This is a genomic window from Hydrogenivirga okinawensis, assembly GCF_055385515.1.
Genome location: NZ_AP042386.1, coordinates 1,674,960 through 1,693,900, shown reverse-complemented (window position 1 = coordinate 1,693,900; position 18,941 = coordinate 1,674,960). Strand labels below are relative to the sequence as shown.

At 50.3% G+C, this 18,941-nt stretch carries 16 protein-coding genes; 10 read left to right on the top strand and 6 right to left on the bottom strand.

Features of this window, described 5'->3' with window-relative positions; translation table 11 throughout:
• Window positions 1-8: 8 nt before the first annotated feature.
• Genes ACZ483_RS09620 through ACZ483_RS09610 form a run of 3 tightly spaced genes read left to right on the top strand, consistent with a single transcriptional unit; the run spans window position 9 to window position 4,217 of the window.
• A complete protein-coding gene (locus tag ACZ483_RS09620) occupies window positions 9-419 on the top strand; it encodes a HEPN domain-containing protein (protein WP_464323956.1) in 411 nt (136 codons plus the stop codon).
• The gene (locus ACZ483_RS09615; RefSeq protein WP_464323955.1) at window positions 382-699 is read left to right on the top strand and encodes a nucleotidyltransferase domain-containing protein; all 318 of its coding nucleotides are present in this window, start codon (window positions 382-384) and stop codon (window positions 697-699) included. The genes ACZ483_RS09620 and ACZ483_RS09615 overlap by 38 nt, the downstream gene beginning before the upstream one ends.
• 11 nt (window positions 700-710) lie before the next feature.
• Window positions 711-4,217, top strand: coding sequence for a class I tRNA ligase family protein (locus ACZ483_RS09610; protein WP_464323954.1), 3,507 nt, complete (start codon window positions 711-713; stop codon window positions 4,215-4,217).
• A 132-nt stretch (window positions 4,218-4,349) separates the two neighbouring features.
• On the opposite strand, the gene ACZ483_RS09605 is transcribed toward ACZ483_RS09610, so the two are convergent.
• From ACZ483_RS09605 to ACZ483_RS09590, 4 genes are all read right to left on the bottom strand, one after another.
• Window positions 4,350-5,471 carry a pyridoxal phosphate-dependent aminotransferase gene (locus tag ACZ483_RS09605; RefSeq protein ID WP_464323953.1) on the bottom strand — a complete coding sequence of 374 codons (1,122 nt, stop codon included), beginning with the start codon at window positions 5,469-5,471 and terminating at the stop codon, window positions 4,350-4,352.
• A gap of 250 nt (window positions 5,472-5,721) precedes the next feature.
• Complete coding sequence (locus ACZ483_RS09600) at window positions 5,722-6,546, bottom strand: MotE family protein (RefSeq protein ID WP_464323952.1); 825 nt, start codon at window positions 6,544-6,546, stop codon at window positions 5,722-5,724.
• On the bottom strand, window positions 6,543-7,118 hold the full coding sequence (gene mobA / locus ACZ483_RS09595) for a molybdenum cofactor guanylyltransferase MobA (RefSeq protein WP_464323951.1): 576 nt from the start codon (window positions 7,116-7,118) through the stop codon (window positions 6,543-6,545). Before mobA ends, ACZ483_RS09600 begins: the two co-directional genes overlap by 4 nt.
• Window positions 7,118-8,356, bottom strand: a complete 1,239-nt coding sequence (locus ACZ483_RS09590) for a lytic transglycosylase domain-containing protein (RefSeq protein WP_464323950.1) — start codon at window positions 8,354-8,356, stop codon at window positions 7,118-7,120. Before ACZ483_RS09590 ends, mobA begins: the two co-directional genes overlap by 1 nt.
• 53 nt (window positions 8,357-8,409) lie before the next feature.
• Here ACZ483_RS09590 and hemL point away from each other — a divergent pair, with 53 nt between their 5' ends.
• Genes hemL through lnt form a run of 3 tightly spaced genes read left to right on the top strand, consistent with a single transcriptional unit; the run spans window position 8,410 to window position 11,938 of the window.
• A complete protein-coding gene (hemL, locus tag ACZ483_RS09585; RefSeq protein ID WP_464325148.1) occupies window positions 8,410-9,684 on the top strand; it encodes a glutamate-1-semialdehyde 2,1-aminomutase in 1,275 nt (424 codons plus the stop codon).
• Window positions 9,684-10,631 carry a flippase-like domain-containing protein gene (locus ACZ483_RS09580; protein WP_464323949.1) on the top strand — a complete coding sequence of 316 codons (948 nt, stop codon included), beginning with the start codon at window positions 9,684-9,686 and terminating at the stop codon, window positions 10,629-10,631. Before hemL ends, ACZ483_RS09580 begins: the two co-directional genes overlap by 1 nt.
• Window positions 10,604-11,938 (top strand): apolipoprotein N-acyltransferase, encoded by a 1,335-nt coding sequence (gene lnt / locus ACZ483_RS09575; RefSeq protein ID WP_464323948.1) that lies wholly within the window; start codon window positions 10,604-10,606, stop codon window positions 11,936-11,938. The genes ACZ483_RS09580 and lnt overlap by 28 nt, the downstream gene beginning before the upstream one ends.
• Here the strand turns inward: lnt and ACZ483_RS09570 are convergent.
• A complete protein-coding gene (locus ACZ483_RS09570; protein ID WP_464323947.1) occupies window positions 11,929-14,034 on the bottom strand; it encodes a RelA/SpoT family protein in 2,106 nt (701 codons plus the stop codon). The two genes, lnt and ACZ483_RS09570, sit on opposite strands and share 10 nt — an antisense overlap.
• Window positions 14,035-14,067: 33 nt before the next feature.
• Between ACZ483_RS09570 and ACZ483_RS09565 the strand changes: the two genes are divergently transcribed.
• Genes ACZ483_RS09565 through mrdA form a run of 4 tightly spaced genes read left to right on the top strand, consistent with a single transcriptional unit; the run spans window position 14,068 to window position 18,105 of the window.
• The gene (locus ACZ483_RS09565) at window positions 14,068-15,093 is read left to right on the top strand and encodes a rod shape-determining protein (RefSeq protein ID WP_464323946.1); all 1,026 of its coding nucleotides are present in this window, start codon (window positions 14,068-14,070) and stop codon (window positions 15,091-15,093) included.
• Complete coding sequence (locus tag ACZ483_RS09560; RefSeq protein ID WP_464323945.1) at window positions 15,090-15,893, top strand: rod shape-determining protein MreC; 804 nt, start codon at window positions 15,090-15,092, stop codon at window positions 15,891-15,893. Before ACZ483_RS09565 ends, ACZ483_RS09560 begins: the two co-directional genes overlap by 4 nt.
• Complete coding sequence (gene mreD, locus ACZ483_RS09555; protein ID WP_464323944.1) at window positions 15,890-16,339, top strand: rod shape-determining protein MreD; 450 nt, start codon at window positions 15,890-15,892, stop codon at window positions 16,337-16,339. The genes ACZ483_RS09560 and mreD overlap by 4 nt, the downstream gene beginning before the upstream one ends.
• Entirely contained in the window at window positions 16,336-18,105 is a 1,770-nt protein-coding gene (gene mrdA / locus ACZ483_RS09550; RefSeq protein WP_464323943.1) for a penicillin-binding protein 2, read from the top strand. Before mreD ends, mrdA begins: the two co-directional genes overlap by 4 nt.
• Here the strand turns inward: mrdA and ACZ483_RS09545 are convergent.
• Window positions 18,102-18,938: an MqnA/MqnD/SBP family protein gene (locus tag ACZ483_RS09545; RefSeq protein ID WP_464323942.1), complete on the bottom strand. Its 837-nt coding sequence runs from the start codon at window positions 18,936-18,938 to the stop codon at window positions 18,102-18,104. The genes mrdA and ACZ483_RS09545 overlap by 4 nt on opposite strands.
• Window positions 18,939-18,941 lie beyond the last annotated feature (3 nt).

Genomic DNA, 18,941 nt, shown 5'->3' with positions numbered 1-18,941 from the left:
TATAGTCCATGAACAGATGGAAGGACTGGAGAGATCAGGCTTACAGGGATATGGAGAGGGCTCAGTTAGACGTGGAGCACGGCTTTTATGAATGGGCATGTTTCACCGCTCAGCAGGCGGCGGAGAAGATGGTAAAGGCTCTCGGAATGAAGCTCGGTATTGAACTCTGGGGAAATTCCCTAACACAGATGCTCAAAGCCATCGCTGAAGAGAAGAGTATAGATATACCTACATCGGTTTCTGAGGCGGCGAGGGAGCTTGATAAGTACTACATACCCACAAGGTATCCCAACGGATTTGCGAGCGGGAAGCCGGCGGATTACTTTAGTAGAAGAGATGCGGAGAGGGCGCTCGGCTCGGCTCGTGAGATCTTCCAGTTCTGTGAAGGCTATCTATCTGGACAGGGAGAAGGTTCTTGAGGAGGTAAAGAGAGCCTCCGAGATTGCTAAAAGAACCCAACCCTTCGTGAAGGAGGTCTTCCTCTTCGGTTCTCTTGCAAGGGGGGAGGAGCACGGACTGAGCGACGTTGATATCCTCGTGGTCGTGGACTCCCTCAGGAGGGAGGAGTTCTGGGAGAAGTTCGGCAAGGTTCACAGGATCTTTGCGGATAACCTGAGCGTAGATTTCGATCTCGTTCTCGTGCCGGAGGAGGACTTTAAAAAGCACCCTGATAGGTTCGGAAAGCTCGCTCGGGTATAATATTCCTTCTTATGAAGGAGCTCAAAGAATACAATCCGAAGGAGATAGAGGAGAAGTGGTCCAAGTTCTGGATAGAGAGCGCCCTTTACCACGTCGAGAAGCCCGATAAGAGAAAGAAGTTCTCCGTTGTCATACCGCCTCCCAACGTTACCGGTTCTCTTCACATGGGACATGCCCTCAACTCCACCCTTCAGGACATAATCGTGAGATGGCAGAGGATGAAGGGGAGGCAGGTGGTCTGGGTTCCGGGCTTTGACCACGCGGGGATAGCGACCCAGTACGTTGTGGACAAACAGCTCCAGAAAGAAGGGAAGAACAGGTTGGATCTCGGAAGGAAGGAGTTTTTGAAGAAGGTGTGGGAGTGGGTTCCCAAGTCAAGGAACGCCATAAGGACGCAGTTAGAGAAGCTCGGGGTCTCGGTGGACTGGAGGAGGGAGAGGTTCACCCTCGACGAGGGCTTTTCGAGGGCGGTCAGAAAGGCTTTCAGAGAGCTCTACGAGGCGGGTCTCATATACAGGAGTCAGTACATAGTGAACTGGTGTCCCAAAGACCTGACAGCCCTCTCTGATCTTGAGGTTGAGCACGAGGAGGAGAAGGGAAAGCTCTGGTATATCAAATATCCTTTGGAAGACGGTTCGGGTCATATAACGGTCGCAACCACGAGACCTGAGACCATGCTCGGGGACACCGCGGTGGCGGTTCATCCCGAAGACGAGAGGTATAAGCACCTCATCGGCAAGAGGGTAAGACTTCCCTTGGTCAGGTGGAAGAGGAAGACCCTCACGGGTGAGGAGATAGACGAGCTCATTCCCATAATAGCGGACGAGAGGGTAAAGCCCGAGTTCGGAACGGGAGCGGTGAAAGTAACCCCAGCCCACGACCCCAACGACTTCGAGATAGGGAGAACCCACAACCTGCCCTCCGTGAAGGTGATGGACGAGAAGGCGAGGATGAACGAGAACGCCGGGGAGTTTCAGGGACTGGGAAGGTACGAGGCGAGGGAGAGGATAGTAAGGAGGTTGAAGGAGGAGGGACTCTTAGAGAAGGAGGAGGAGCACGTCCACGCGGTGGGGAGATGTTACAGGTGCAAAACAATCGTCGAGCCGATGGTCTCCGAGCAGTGGTTCGTCAAGGTCTCCGATCCGAGGATAAGGGATATTTCTATAAAGGTCGTAGAGGAAGGGATAAGGGAGAAGGAGGAGAAGGAGGTATTTCTCCAGCTCGCCGAGGTTACGGGACTATCCATAAACATACCCGTTGAGGACGAGATCTCAGGGCAGACCAAGGTGGTAGTTGTCCTCACCGAAGGTATAGAGTTCCTCGCAGGTGTGAGGGAGGGAGAGCTCGCCTACATCTACTATCCCGAAGGGAAACCTGAAAACGTAGATACCGCCAAGAAGCTCGCCTACGAGTTCATGAAGAAACCTACAGGTATGGAGTTCCTGATCGGAGTGGAGGGAGAGGTTACGGTTGCGAGGATGGGAGTTCAGCAGAACCTGGGAAAAGGAAAGTATCTCATAGCTCAGGAGGGGAACAGACTTAACCTCTACCGGTGGGAAGATAGCTCTTACGAGTTCTTAGAGGTCATAGAGACGGGAAGGGGAAGGTTAGAGCCCGCCCAGAGGTCCATAAAGGTTAGAGTTGAGAAGGAAAAGAAGGTGATCGAGGAGGAGAGGAGAGTAAGGTTCATCCCTGAGCATTGGAAGAAGTTCTACCTCGACTGGATGAACAACCTCAAAGACTGGTGTATCTCAAGGCAGATCTGGTGGGGGCACAGGATACCGGTCTGGTACTGTCAGGACTGCGGTGAGGTGAACGTCTTTACCGACGACGACTTTGAAAGAGCCTACGACAAGATAATCTTCAACCTGATAGCGGACGGAAAGATAGGAGTAGAGTTCACACCCGAGGAGATAGAGAAGATCCTCCACTCGCCTAACTTCGTCCACTCGGAGATGACTGTCTTAGACTTCTACAAGAAGTTCGTCTTTCACAGGTACCACTCCACCGAGATGGACGCCAACTCCCTGAGGCTCTTCTTCACGCAGGAAGCCAACCCGATGGCTATGCTCACCCCCGGAGTCTCCACCAAGGGACTCTACCGCTACGACTCCAAGAGCAAGAAGTGGAGGATGGTCTTAAGGTGCAAAAGGTGCGGATCTGAGAATCTCAGGCAGGAAGAGGACGTCCTCGATACATGGTTCTCCTCAGCACTCTGGCCCTTCGGCGTATTCGGATGGCCCGAGAACACGGAGGATCTAAAAAACCTATACCCGACCGACCTCCTCGTTACGGGTTTTGACATCATCTTCTTCTGGGTCGCACGGATGATAATGATGGGGACCTACTTTATGGAGGATATACCCTTCCACGACGTTTACGTCCACGCCCTCGTTCGGGATGAGAAGGGTCAGAAGATGTCCAAGACCAAAGGGAACGTGATAGACCCCTTAGACATAATAGAGAGGTACGGGGCGGACGCCCTCAGGTTCACCTTGGCGATCCTGACGGTTCAGGGGAGGGACATAAAGCTCTCCGAAAAGAGGTTTGAGGGATACAAGCACTTCGCCAACAAGATCTGGAACGCCTCCAGATACGTCCTGATGAACACTCCCGATGACTTCGCCTCCAACCTACCTTACATGGCTCCTCTGAGACCCGAAGATAAGTGGATAATGACGCTCCTGAGCGAAACCGCCGATAAGGTAAACAGAGCCTTGGAAAATTACGACTTCTCCCGCGCAGCTCAGGCTATCTATGACTTCTTCTGGTCGGACTTCTGCGACTGGTACATAGAGTTTACCAAAGAGAGGATCTACAGAGAACTCCCTGAGGAGGAAGAGGAGAAGGCAAAGGTTATCTCGGAAAAAACGACCGCTCTCTACACCCTCCACTACGTTTTGGAGAAGGCTCTCAGAATTCTTCACCCCTTTATGCCTTACATAACCGAGGAGATATGGCAGAACCTCCCAGCGAGCGATGGGGAGAGTATATCTTTGAAGGACTTTCCTGAGAAGAAGCAGGAGGAGATCTTCCCCGAAGAGACCGAGAGGGTGGAGCGGCTCAGAGAGATAATAACCGCCATAAGATCCTTAAGATCCGACCTCCAGATAGAGCCCTCCAGGAGACTGAAAGCCTATTACAGGACAGAGGGAGAGCTTTCAAAGAGCGTTATAGAGGAGTTCAAGAGCCACATTCTCAATCTCGCGAAGTTAGAGGAGTTCGAAGAGGTTTCCGAGAGACCCCAGAATACGGTAGCCACCTTCTCCAAGGACACGGAGATATTCCTCTCGGTTGAGGGACACGTGGATCTTGAAAAGCTTATAGAGAGCTACGAGAGGAAGAGGGAAAAAATACTTTCGGAACTCGAGAGAGTGAATAAAAAGCTCTCCAACGAGAACTTCCTCAAAAAGGCTCCTCCCGAGGTCGTGGAGAAGGAGAAGAGTATAAGGGAGGAGTTAGAAAGAGATCTTGAGAAGGTTGAAAGAATACTTAAAGCGATCTCAACGGCTACCTGAGTGAACATCACGAAGGAGAGCAATGTACGACATCTTAGCGGTTGTAGGAGCGTTGGTTCTCGGAGCTATACTTATCTATATGTTCGTTGCAATGACTAAAGCCATTCGGGAAGAAGGTAAAAGTACGTGAAGCTAACAGAGCTTAGAAAGGAAGCCTTTAATCCTCTCTATGCCCTCTTTCAGCTTTTCCTCCTCCCTCGTGTAGGCGAGCCTTATGTATTCGTTGGTTCTGTTCCTTCCGAAGTCCACCCCCGGCGTTACGGCAACCCTCGCCTCCCTCAGCAATCTTAGGGACAGGTCGTAAGAGTCTTTGGTGTATTTACTGACGTTAGCCCATAGGTAGAAAGCCCCCTGAGGCTTTGCGTCTATGTCAAAGATGTCTTTCAATCCTTCGTATAAAACCGCCCTCCTGCGGGCGAAGGTCTCCTTAACCTTATCCAGATACTCCCAGTCAAAGGCTTCTAAAGCCGCGTACTGGCTTAAAGTAGGAGCGGATATAAAGACGTTCTGGATAACTATCTCCGCATGCCTTACAAGATCCTCGGGCAGGATAATCCATCCTATCCTGAAGCCGGGCATGCAGAAGAACTTGGAGAAGCCGTTTATGACGATCGCCCTGTCGGAGAACTCCAAAGCGGTGTGTTCCTTTCCTTCGTAGACGAGTCCGTGGTATATCTCGTCGGAGATCAGGTATATGCCTTCCCTCTCGCAGTAATCGGCGAGCTTCTGGAGGGTTTCTCTCGAGTAAAGATTCCCCGTAGGATTTGCGGGGGAGGATATGTGAAGGGCTTTTATCTTTTTTCCTTCGAGCATATCAGTCCTTATCTCGTAGTTCGTGTCTTTGGAAACGGGAATGAACTCAGGCTCTATATCTAAGATATGGGCGAAGTTCTTGTAGCAGGGATAGGAGGGATCCGCAAGGGCTATCCTGTCCCCGGCGTTCAGGGCTATTGCGTAAGCGACGAGGAAAGCTCCCGAAGTTCCCGTGGTTACCGCTACCCTCTCGGGTGAGATCTCAACGCCGTATTTTCTCTTGTAAAAGTCAGCTATCCTCTCCCTTAGCTCGTGCAGACCCAAGGCTGGGGTGTAAAAGTACTTCCTCTCCTTTATAGCCCTCTCTAAAGCCTCCAAAACCTTCGGAGAGGGGTCAAGATCCGGTTCGCCTATCTCAAGGTGGATAACGTCTTCGTACTTCTTCGCCTCCGATAGGATGTCCATAACGATGAAGGGGGTGAGCTTATCCTTTCTATCCATGATGCGCTTGTTCGGGTTTGTCCGGTTTTCTTGTTACGTAGAGAGCAAACCCCGCCATTATTAAGAAGCCTAAGAACAAGATTATTAGCCCCTCCATAGTTAATCCTCCGGCATAACTTTTCAACCCACTACCAAAGATATTACCCCAATTGCAGCTATAACAAAGCCCACACTCGCGGTCAGCCTGTCAGTTAGAAAAGCACCTATCAAACCGACGGTGAAACTATATTTGGCAATATCGAAGAAGGTTTTAGCGAGTTCCTGCCTCTTTTTCACTCTTCCTCCTCCAGCTCATGATTATTTCCGTTACCTTCGCCGCCTTCTTTGGATCCATAGCCGCAAGGATCTGCCCCGCCTGACGTTCTTTGAGCCTTATCAGGATCTCAGCCGCTATCCTCGGCTTAACCTCGTTCAGAATCGCTCCCGCCTCGTCAGAAGGGGTCTTGCTAACTATCTTTATGAGCTTCTTTACCTCCTTTTCCTCCTCCTCCGTTAGGGGCCTCTTCCTGAGAGCCTCGAGCTTCTTTCTCTCCTCTATTATCTTCTTTAGCTTCTCGTCGATCACCTTCTCTATTTCCTTCAGCCTGTTTTCTTGCTTACTCCTCTCCTCCTGCATCAGCTTCTCCTGAAGGGCGCTCTGTCCGTAGGCGAGGAAAGACAATAGCAGAATCATTTTTAGCCCTTTCCTAAGGAGGTGGATAAAGCCGAGTTGGAGGAACTCCTTTTTAAGGGAAGAGGCGTAGTTTTCATAGGCTATCTTGTCCCTCAGTATTTTTACAGCTTTCTCCTCCCTTTTAAGATCTTTTAGGTTCTCTGTTTCCTCTTCCTTTGCCTCCTTGAGCTGGGCTATCCTCTTCTCTATCTCGCTTATCTTGGAGACAAAGGCTTTCTGTTTAAAGATCAATTTCAGCGCTTCTCCAGAGAGAGTTAGCTTCTCCTGACAAGCTCTAAGTTCTTCCTCGTACCTTCTCTTTTCCTCCAACAGCTTTTCTATCTCCTCCTCTATCTCCTTTATCCTTCTTGCCCGTTTTTTCTCCTCTATCTCTTTAATTCTCAGAATTCTCTTCAAATTCATCCTATCAACTCCAGAACCCTCCTGAGATCCTTCTTTGTGTTCATATTGAGAAAGGATATTAACTCCGGATCTTCTTTGTAGACGTCTTCCTCCGTCAAAAGGTGGTAGTCCACGCTTTCGAGAAATCCGATCACGCTCCTTCCGCCGAACTTGAGGTATTCCCCGAGCATAGGAAGGATCCCTTTTGAGTATATCCCTATTAGAGGATGGAGTTTGCCTTTTATAGAAAAGATGGTAACAGGCTCTCCAAACTCCCTTATAAGAATTCTAAGGACTTCCGGCTTTATTAGGGGAAGGTCGCCACTCAGTATCATAGCCCTGTCCATCCCTGTTTCTTCGAGAGCTGTATAGAGTCCTACCGCCGGTGACTGGTCAGGTAGAAGATCCTCTATAACGTCTGCATCAACGCCTTCGAACTTTTCCCTTTCTTTGGTCACCACATAAACTTTGGAACACACCTCCTTGGCAGCTCTTATAACGTAGTCTATGGTTCTAAGAGAGCCTATCCTGTAAAGGAGTTTATCCTCCCCGAACCTGCGGCTTTGCCCACCGGCGAGAATAAAACACTCCATCAATCTTTAATATATACGACAGCTCCGTTCTCGAGACGAAGCACCTTGGTGCCTTTAAGAGGATTTCCAGAAACTTTTATAATTATCCTGCTTCCCTCCCGCCTCCTAATCTCGTGAACTTCCTTGAGCTCTCTTTGTTCTGAAACCTTTCCTCTTGCCACCTTGATGGGAGTTTTCCTTACAGGTTTAACCTCTATCTTCCTATTGGCTTTAGCGACCTTGCTCTCCCTCTTAGGAACTTTCTTTGTTTTTAAGTTCGTCCTTTCGGAATGCGTTTTCTTTATGGATCCGGTCCTTGTGTGTGTATTCTCTAATCTCCGGGCGATCTTTGTGCCTTTCTTCCTAACGCTTGCCGTTTTCGGCTTTTCCCTTTCAGGAACGTAAACGAACACACCTGAAGGTATGTAATCACCCCTTATGTGGGGATTGAGATCTCGGAAGGTGCTCTCCTTCAGGCTCACGGTCCTTACAAACTCCCTTACACCTACTCCCTTGCTTACATATCTCTTGCCTATTCTCAGATTCTCAAGCTCAACGTTCAAGCCATATCTCTCCGGAGAGTAAGCTATCAGTAGAGCGGCGAAAAACATGGGAACGTACTTTCTCGTCTGATCAGGAAGAGCCCACTTGGATTTCCAGAAATCGGCCCCTCCGGTTCTTCTACGGACGCATCCTTCTCCACAGTTGTAAGCCGCGAGGACCAGCTCCCAATTCCCAAACATCCTGTAAAGATCCTTGAGATACCGCGCTGCAGCCTCGGTAGAACGGTAAAGGTCAAACCTCTCATCAACCGATCCGCCCACCCTAAGACCGTATCTTTTAGCCGTCTGGGGCATAAGTTGCCAGAGTCCACCCGCACCAGATCTTGACACTGCAAATGGGTTAAAACCACTCTCTATCAAAGGCAGAAGGGCGAGCTCCTCTGGAAGTCCGTACTTCCTCAGTATCGGTTTTATATAGGGTGCGTAGAGGTTCGCTCTCCTGAGGGCGGTTTCCAGACTCCTCTTATCTCTTAAAAATAGGCGAAGGTGCTTTCTTATTTCCTCGCTGTCAGGTATTCTCATACCCAGCTTTTTCGACTCCCTCCTGATTAGCTTCCTGTCTTCTTCGCTGAAGTAAAAGTGCCCCTTCTTCACAACTACAACGTCAGGTTTGTTCTTGTAGATCGCCACCTTTTTAACAGTAGGCGTGCATCCGAAGATAAAGAGCCCTCCCAAGACGAGAAGTATTTTTATCATCCTCAATAATTATAGGATCGGTGGGCTTCTCGAAGTTTATAATCTTACTTACCATGAACAACAGGAAGATAGTTCAGGAGGCTTTAGAGGTTCTTCCCGGAGGTGTAAACAGCCCTGTCAGAGCCTTCAAGGCGGTCGGAGGTGAACCGATAGCCCTCGTGAAGGGAAGGGGGTGCAGAGTCTGGGACGCTGACGGAAGGGAATACATAGATTTCCTCGCCTCCTGGGGACCTCTCATACTCGGTCATGCTCACCCGAAAGTAGTAAAGGCTGTAAAGGAAGAGGTGGAAAAGGGACTTTCCTTCGGGCTGACAAACCCTCACGAGGTAAGACTTGCCCATCTCGTTGTGGAGATGGTTCCTTCGGTGGAGAAGGTGAGGTTTGTAAACTCCGGGACCGAAGCCACGATGTCGGCAATCAGACTCGCCCGCGGTTTTACTGGAAGGAAGTACGTGGTGAAGTTCGACGGGTGCTACCACGGACATTACGATAGCCTCCTCGTGAGTGCGGGTTCGGGAGTGGCAACCCTCGGAATTCCGGGAACTCCGGGGATACCGGAGGAGATAGCAGGACTTACTATAGTCCTCCCCTTCAACAACAGGGATGCGGTCGAGGAAGCATTCTCAAGGTACGGCGATGATATAGCCTGTGTGATAGTCGAACCGGTAGCAGGGAACATGGGCGTTGTACTGCCCGAGGAGGGCTTTCTTGAATTTCTCAGGGACATAACAAGCAGGTATGGAACACTCCTTATATTCGATGAGGTCATAACCGGCTTCAGGCTTTCTAAGGGAGGTGCTCAGGAGCTCTTCAGGATAGAGCCGGACATCACCTGCTTAGGTAAGATCCTCGGAGGCGGCATGCCCGTGGGAGCATACGGAGGCAGGAAGGAGATAATGTCTCAGATAGCTCCGGAGGGACCCATCTATCAGGCGGGAACGCTCTCCGGTAACCCTGTCGCCATGGTCGCGGGTGTGGAAACCCTGAAGGAGCTAAGGGATAAAGAACCCTACTTAGAACTCGAGAATAAGATGGAGAAGCTCTCCGACGGTGTCTTCTCCATACTGAAGGATAAGGGAATAGCCCACAGGATAAACAGGGTGGGTTCGATGATGACCGTATTCTTCACCGACAGAGAAGTTAAGGACTTCGAAAGCGCCAAGAGTTCGGATACTGAGCTCTTTGCCTCCTTCTTTAGGAAGCTCTTGGAAAAGGGTGTCCTCATACCTCCGTCCCAGTTCGAGGCTTGGTTCGTGGGTACTGCCCACGAGGAAAGGGATATAGAAGAAGCCCTCAATAGGATAGAGGAGGCGGTAAGAGAACTCTGATGAGAAGAAGCTTCATATACGGAACCCTGCTCCTCGTACTAATTCTCCTTGTAAGCTTTTCTTACATATTCCTTAAAACCTTTTCCAAGGAAACCCTCGGCGTCCTATTCAATCTTAAGAGGAGATACCTCCTCTTATCTATCGTATTTCTTTTTCTATACCATACCTTCGACAACCTACGGCTCTTCGTTCTCTCGAGGGCGGTAAACCTCAAGTACTCCTTTCTCTACGGGTACATCATGTCCTTCGTAAATACCTTTGGTGCAACGGTAACCCCAGCCCACGTAGGAGGTGAGCTTGCCGCAGTCTACATGCTTCTCAGGAAGGGAGCAAGCGTCCACAAGGTTATGAGCATAGTTACTATGAAGACTATATCGGGACTCTCCTTCTTCATCTTAGCCCTGCCCATACTTGTAATTCACTTCAAGAGAAACCCCCAGCAGATAATCACGGTGTTGGAGATATTTATCGTTATAGTCGCCCTCTTCGGACTTGCCTATTTGCTGGGGAATCTTCTCTTTAAGAAGAACGTAAGCAGACCGACCCTCGGCAGGATAAGGGAGAGTCTGAAGAAGTACATCTATTATCTCAGGATTTTCAGCTTCAAGAAGAAGAGCTATCTGCTCGCTTCTGTCCTTTCGAGCGTCGGTTTATATATATGCTTCCTACTGATAGCCCCTGCTCTTGCCAAGGCTTTCGGGAAGGAGGGGAGCTTCTTTGAGCTATTTCTCTCCCAAGTAAGTCTCCTTTACGCTATCTTCGTCAGTCCCACCCCCGGCGGGAGCGGTGTGGGGGAGATCGGAGGTCTTGCCGTATTCGCCGGTTTCTTCGAGCCCTTCGAGCTCGGGGTATTTGTTATACTCTGGAGACTAATAAGCCAGTATATCAGCGCATTTCTTGGAGGAGTTCTGTTCGCCCTATGCTTGGTAAAAGATCTGAAGAGATAGGGAAGATCCTTGTCTTCTCAATACTCTTTTATCTTGCCTTCTCAAAGTTGAACCTGTGGTTTCTTATCGTCCCCGCCCTCCTTATCCTTCCAAGTATAAGAACCTTTCGCGGATGGTTTTTTGCGGGCTTTCTGTCCTTCCTGCTTTCCCTCCTGTGGATAAGGATAGCGATGATAGATTACGGAGGTGTTTATCCTATCGTCGCCTACTCCTTGATAGTGCTCCTCGTTCTCTTCCTAACCCTCTACCAGTTCGGACTGACCTACCTCCTGTGGAGGTTATTCAAATTCAACGTCCTCTTGCTTCCCTTCTTATGGGTTCTTGCAGAAGTACTGAGATCCCATATCCCCTACGGGGGTTTCCCGTGGCTCATACTGGGAGAACTCTCAGTAGATTTTCCTTTTCTCAAGAGCTACCTAAGCGCCGGCGGTGTCTTCCTCGGTTCTCTCATGCTCTTTTACCTCTCCCTCATACCTTACCTGATCAGGAGGAGAGTGGGAATTGTAGTCCTCCTTCTACTGTTCCTTCTACCCGCTCCCTTCTTCAACAGGGAGGTCAGGGAACCGAAGGACCTTAAGTTAGCCACAATTCAGCCGGTGGTTCCTGAGGAGGTAAAGCTCGACAGGAGAAGATTCTACGGGTACCTGCCTAAGTACTGGGAGCTTATGGACGAAGCTATCAAGTACAAGCCGGATATAATCTTCCTTCCCGAATCGGCTTTCCCCTTTTTTGCGGAGGAGCTCTATTCGAAGGGGGAAAAGCTCTTGGCTTACTCCCACAAGGCGGTTATAGTTACGGGACTGATAGATATAAGGTACGGTGAGGGATGGGAACCCTACAACTCCGTTTTCGTAATTCACGGAGGAAAGGTACTCGACTTCTACGATAAGACGAGGCTGCTTCCTTTCGGCGAGTACGTTCCCTTTCCCTTCGGCTTCGTGAAGGAGATATTCGGTGCCATCGCGGGAATAGATTACACGCCGGGAAGGGGGACAAGGTGCCTAAAACTCGACGGTATAAGAATAGGAACGCCTATCTGCTTCGAGGTCTCCTACTTCGGACTGGTGAGAGGTATGGCGGAGTGTGCCGATCTTCTCGCGGTCCTTACCAACGACGGCTGGTTCAGGGACTCGGACGGAACCTTCCAGCACCTCAGGCAGGCGAGGGTCAGAGCTCTGGAGAACGGAAGATACCTCCTCTGGGTGAACAACACCGGTCCCTCCGCCGTTATATCCCCCCAAGGCGAGATTCTCAAGGAGATTCCCTACGGGAAACCCGGCGTTCTATTCTTTAGTTTTCAGGAGTAGAGCCTCGAACAGCTCTCAACCCCCTCGACGGACTTTATGGACCTCATCACCTCCCTAAGATGCTTCTTTGTAGTAACGTCTATGGTGAAGTCCATGAGAGCGGTTCCGTCGCTCATCGTCTTTGTGGAGGACTCCCAGATGTTCGACCCCTTCTCCGCTATGCTCCTCGTTATCTCCGAAAGTATACCTATCCTGTCCTTGGCCTTTATCCTTATCCTCGTTCTGTACTTACCTTCGGGCCTCAGCTTAGCCCTTAAAACCTTCTCGGGGAAGTTCTCCATTATGTACTTGAGGTTTGAGCACCCCTTCTCGTGAAGGACTATCCCCTTGCCCCTCGTGATCACTCCGTAGATCTCGTCCCCGGGAACGGGATTACAGCACTTCCCTATCTCGTACATAACACCTTTCAGACCCTCCACGCTCGCCTCTCCCCTTCCCTCCTCTTCCTCCCTCTCCTGCATCCTCTTTTTGGGAAAGAGGAGCTTCATAACCTTAGAAAGGCTCAACTTTCCGCTCCCAAAGGCAACGAGAAGCTCCTCCTCGTCCTTGAACTTCACCTTCTTAGAGAGCTTCTCTAAGAGTTCCTCCTTAGAGAGGTTCGTGTTCTCCCTCAGCTTCTCGAATATCCTCCTCCCCTCGGCGATGAGCCTCTCCCTCTCGATCTGACGGAGGTAGTGCTTTATCCTCGTTTTAGCCTTGGAGGTGACCACGAACTTGAGCCAGTCGGGATTGGGCTTTTTCGTCGGACTCGTTATTATCTCCACCTGATCGCCGCTTCGGAGTCTGTAGTTTAGGGGAACTATCCTGCCGTTAACCTTTGCGCCGACGCAGTGATTACCCACCTCGGTGTGGATGTGATAGGCGAAGTCTATCGGTGTAGCACCGGCGGGAAGGACGACGAGATCTCCTTTGGGAGTGAAGACGAAGACCTCTTCGGAGAAGAGCTCCCTCTTGAGGTTGTCGAGAACCTCACCGGGGTTCCTGCTCCCCTGAATGTTCTCAACGAGCTCCCTCAGCCACGTGAATATCTCTCCCTCCTCTACCTTCTCCTTACCTTCCTTGTAAGCCCAGTGGGCGGCGATCCCTTTCTCAGCCCTCAGGTGCATGTCCCACGTCCTTATCTGGAACTCCACCATCTTCCCCTTCGGGGCTATGACCGTCGTGTGTAGGGACTGGTAGAGGTTAGGCTTGGGGAGGGATATGTAGTCTTTGAACTTGCCGGGCACGGGCTTGAAGATACTGTGGATCACTCCTAAGACGGCGTAGCACTCGGGAACCGAATCGACTATTATCCTCACTCCCAAGAGGTCGTGAACCTCCTCGAGACTTATGTTCTTCCTGATAGTCTTCTGCCATACGCTGTATAGGTGCTTCGGTCTGTAGGTTATATCGGCCTTTATCCCCAAGTTCTTCAAGCCTTCCTTGACCTTTGGGATTACGAACTTCTTGAGGTATACCTCGAGATCCTCCAAGGACTGGCTCACGAACTTCCTTACCCTCTCGTACTCCTTGGGGTATAGATACTTGAAGGAGAGGTCCTCCAAGCTCCTCTTTATCTCCCATATACCGAGTCTGTGGGCTATGGGGGCGTATATCTCAAGGGTCTCCTCCGCAATCCTTATCCTTTTGTCTCTCCTCAGATGACCGAGGGTTCTCATGTTGTGGAGCCTGTCGGCGAGCTTAACTATAACCACCCTTATGTCCTTAGCGGTAGCGAGTATCAACTTTCTGAAGTTCTCAGCCTGAGCTTCCTTCAGGTTCTTGAACTTTATCTTTCCTATCTTGGTGACTCCCTCGACTATGTCCGCCACGTCCTTTCCAAACAGCTCTTTGATTTCCTCGTAGGTGGCGTCCGTGTCCTCGAGAACGTCGTGGAGGAAACCTGCTATAACAGTTGTGGAGTCCATATTCAGGTCGGAGAGAATTTTCGCCACGTTCACCGGATGAACAACGTAGGGCTCACCCGACTTCCTAAGCTGTCCCTCGTGTTTCTCCAAGATATACTCGTAGGCTCTCCTTATACGTTCCTCTTCCCCCGGATAACGCTTCTCTATCTCTTCCAAAACTTCGTCCAGCCTAAGCTCTTTAACTGCCATTAGAATAAATATAGGCTTTTAGAGGGAGGAAAGATGTTATTGGACAAGTTTTTAGGCTTTCTTTCCAACAACATAGGGATCGATCTAGGGACTGCGACGACGGCCGTTTACATGCAGGGCAAAGGGATAATCCTCTACGAACCTTCGATTGTGGCTATCGACGTCAAGACGAGGAAGGTTCTCGCTGTAGGTAAGGAAGCTAAGGAGATGGTGGGGAAGACACCGGAGAACATACAGGCGATAAGACCCCTCAGAGACGGGGTAATAACGGACTTCGAGATAACGCAGGTTATGCTCTCCTACTTCATCAAAAGGGCTCTGGGTAACACGCTCTTTAAACCAAAGCCGAGGGTAGTGATAGGTGTTCCAACGGGGATAACTCCCGTAGAGAAGAGGGCTGTCATAGACGCGGCTAAGAGCGCGGGAGCGAGAGAAGTTTATCTGATAGCGGAGCCGATGGCAGCGGCTATAGGAGCCGACATGCCGGTGGATGAGCCCATAGGAAACATGGTGGTGGATATAGGAGGGGGAACCACGGAGATAGCGGTGATATCCCTCGCAGGTATAGTCGTTTCCAACTCTCTGAGGGTTGCGGGGGACGAGATGAACGAGGCTATAATCCAGTATATAAAGAGACAGTTCCACATACTCATAGGAGAACAGACCGCCGAGAGAATAAAGATAGAGCTTGGAAGCGCGGTAATGGAAGACGAGGAGAAGAGTATGGAGATACGGGGGCGGGACATGACGGGACTCCCGAAGACTATCAAGATAACCAACCACCACATTACGGAAGCTTTGGAGGATACCGTGGGAGCTGTTATAAATGCAATCAGGGTGACGCTTGAGAGAACGCCTCCGGAGCTCGCCGCTGACATAGCGGACAGGGGAATAGTGCTGGCGGGAGGAGGTTCGCTACTGAAGAACATGGACAGGAGGATCCAGTTAGAGACAGGGATCAAAGCCTTCTACTGTGAGGAGCCCCTTACCGCCGTGGCGAGGGGTGTGGGTAAAATCCTCGACAACCTTGACCTTATCAGGAGAATCTCCATGGAATGACCGGTAAGAGATTTCATATACTCTCCCTGCTGATAGTAATTTTTGGAATAGTAGTTTTCGTATCCGATCTATCTCACCTGTCCTACGTAAGGAGCGCAACGAAAGCCGTGAACGTGCTGGTCTCACCCATACTGAGGTTCAAGGAGAGGACCCTCTCTGAACTCGCCGAAGAGCTTGGGGCGTACTTTCACAGGGTAGAGGTAGAGAAGGAGAACGTAAAGCTCAGGAGAATGGTAAATACACTGCTCTTGACAGAAAAGGAGCTTCAAGCCTGCCTTTCCGAGCTGAACAAGTTGAGTGCAAAGCTGAACATCTCACCTCCCTTCGAGAAACTGAACTACGCTCTCTCGAGGATAATCTACTTCGACCCCTCTGGCTTCGATCTCTTCATAGTGATAGAGGGTGGTAGAGACAGGGGCTTTCACGAGGGCGATGTGGTGGTAACTGAGGATAGGATTGTGGGTGTTGTAGAAAGCGTCTTTGCATCCACGAGCAGGGTTATTACACCGTTCAACGAGAAGTTCTCTCTGTCGGCGGTCGTGGGTAAGAATAGTAAAAGGTACATATACAGGGGTGGTTTTCCCTTAGGAAACCTGCTTCACGTAAATGTGGAAGACGAGGTGAAGAAAGGAGAGGAGGTCTTCGTAGCAAGCCTAAAGAGAAAGATACCGACATTCCTTATAGGAAGGGTGGAAAGGGTCTCCCGGGGTAAAGATCCCTTCTTTAAAGAAGTTAAGGTGAAACCGGCGGTAGATCCGAGAGCCTTGGAGTACGTGTTTGTGATAAGGGGGAAGCGTTGAGGTTCTTCCTTTTACTCATCCTCCTCACCTTAATAGACGCCCTTTTTCTGCACGTCCTTTTCAAGCCCGGCTTTGTAGCTCCGGATCTCGTTCTCATAGTACTGCTTTCGAAGGCTTATCTGAAGGGGAGGGAGACGGTTCTCTGGGCTATACTCGGTGGTATCCTCCTCGACCTCCTAACCGACAGCATAGGGCTGAACCTTGCCGCCGAGGTTCTCTCAGTTTACGCCTTTCTACTTGTGATGGAAAGGTTTCTGATAAAGAGTGCCTTTACCTTTCTGATCCCTTCAGCCCTGATCCTGGCGTTAAAAAAGTTCTTCTCTCTATTTCTCGTGAGTATCAAGTTCTCCTTTGAGGTGAGTGTCTCCTATCTGGCCGTTTCTTGGATAGTAGAGCTTTCCCTGCTGTCCGGGATATACTTTCTCTATCTTAGAAAAAAGGAATGAGCAGAAGGCTTTTCCTCGCACTCGTCTCCCTCTGCGTAGGGATCTTTACCTTAATAGGTTCCCGGCTCTTTCAGGTTCAGATAGTTGAAGGAAAGAGGTACAGGGATCTCTCCAAGAAAAACTATCTCCGCAGGAGGTATCTGTATCCCCCAAGGGGAGAGATATACGACAGGAACGGGGAAAAGCTCGCTTACGATGAGCCGAGGTACGTTCTCTCCCTTGACTACCAGAGGTTGAATCGGGATGAACTAAGGAAGCTCGAAGACGCTTTGAAGGAGGTTTTCAATATAGACCTGCAGTCCGTTCTCTCTAAGGAGAAGGAAGGTATAGAACCCATCAGAATAAAGGAAGATCTAACTCAGGAGGAACTGAGCCTTTTTTACTCCAACAGTTACAGGCTCCCCGGTGTGTTCGTGGAGGTAGTTCCGAAGAGGGTATACCCCAAGGGGAAGTACCTGTGCCACGTTCTCGGATACGTAGGTTATCCCTCTAAGGGAGAGCTCAGGAGATACGGAGAAAGGATAGCCCTAAAAAGCTTGGTGGGAAAGCTCGGTCTCGAAAGAAGCATGGACAAGATCCTCTTGGGAAAGCTGGGGAAAGAGGAGGTTATGATAAACGCCCTCGGTAAGGTTGTTAAAACGGTCAGCAGGGAGGAACCGGTTAAGGGCAACAGCTTAGTTCTCACCATAGATATGAGAATGCAGAAGATAGTGGAGGACGTTTTCAACGAGTCGGGGCAGGTTGCCGGTGCGGTCGTATTGATGAACGCAAAGACAGGGGAGATCCTTGCCCTTGCCAGCTTCCCCGGCTTCGACCCAAACAGGGTTTACGAGAGGTGGAGCAGTTTGAAAAAGAACAGGCTAAAGCCCATGTTCAACAGAGCTACCAACGGTAGGTATCCTCCCGCCTCGGTCCTGAAGGTCCCTATCTCCTACGCCATATTAGAAACCAAGACCGCCTCCCCCTGGGACAGCGTTCTCTGCACGGGAAGTTACTACTTAGGAGATAGGAGGTTCTACTGCTGGAAAACAAGCGGGCACGGATCGGTAAATCTTATAAAAGCTCTTCAAGAGTCCTGCGACGTTTACTACTACACCTACGGATACGATCTGGGACCCTCCCTCATACTCAGGTACGCGAGAAAGTTCGGTTATGGGGATGAGGTGCCCTTAGAGATACCAGTTTCCAAGGGCTTCCTTCCCACTCCCGAGTGGAAGAGGAGAAGGTTCGGAGAACCCTGGTACGACGGAGATACGGTAAACCTAAGCATAGGTCAGGGATACATGCTCTCAACACTGATAGAACAGACTCTGATGATGATGGGGATAGTGAACAACGGTGTTATATACAAGCCCACTCTCATCCGGGAGATAAGGGATCCTTCGGGTAAAACGGTCTGGAAGAACAGAAGGAAGGTCTGGAAGGTGGTAAAGGGCAGGCAGGAACACTTCGCGATAATACGCAGGGGGTTGAGAGAGGCTGTGAGAAGGGGGACAGGAGCGTTAGCCTTCTCGAGGATAGTCGATATAGCTGGCAAGACGGGTACCGCTCAGGTAGCTTTAATAAAGAGGGGTGTTAAGAGAAAGAGGGTCCCTTGGAGGTTGAGGGATCACGCATGGTTCGTAGGCTTTGCCCCGTACAGGGATCCTCTATTTGTTATAGGGGTCCTTGTGGAGCATGGGGAGTCCGGAGGAAGGGTCGCCGCCCCCATAGCGAGAAGGATAATGGAGAAGATATACATCGAGGGGCTAAACAGGGAGCTTTAAACCTCGTCGGAAAATATGACTTCCGGTATATCGGTTTTTACTATTCCCCTTTCCCTTCCCAGTCTCAGGAGTAATCTGACCGCTTTCCTGCCATCGTGTCCGTAATCTACGGTTCTCTCGTTCACGTACATTCCTACGAACCTGTCCGTCCTCTCCCTGTCCTCCTGAAGATCACGGGCATAATCTATGGCGTAGGCAAGAGCCTTCTCCCTCTCCCTAAGGGAGTACTCTATACTCTTTCTCATGAGTCTCTCTATCTTCCTTATCGTTTCGACACCAAGATCCCGACGGACAACATTACATCCGAGGGGAAGGGGTAGATCGTACTTCTCCTTCCACCACTCGCCGAGATCGATTATCTTCGTGAGTCCGTGGTCCGAATAGGTGAGCTGACCCTCGTGGATCACAAGACCTGCATCTACGCTTCCCTTAAGCACCTCCTCTATTATCCTGTCAAAGGGTACTACGACCTCCTCAAAGTCGGGTTCGTAGAGCTTTAAAGTCAGGAAGGCTGTGGTTAGAGTTCCCGGAACAGCTACTCTCTTTCCTTTCAGAGAATCGAGCTCTTCCCTGGCGACTACGACCGGTCCGTAGCCCTCTCCAACGCTCCCACCGCTGGGAAGGACGAGGTACTTATCGGCAACGTAAGGGTAGGCGTGGAAGGATATGGCAGAGACCTCGTAGGTTCCCTTCAGAGCCTCCCTGTTCAAGCTTTCTATATCGGCGAGAACATGCTCTATCTCCAGACCTTCCGTGTCTATCTCTCCTTTAACGAGGGGATAGAACATGAAGGCGTCGTCCGAATCCGGGCTATGGGCTATACGTATCCTCATGGG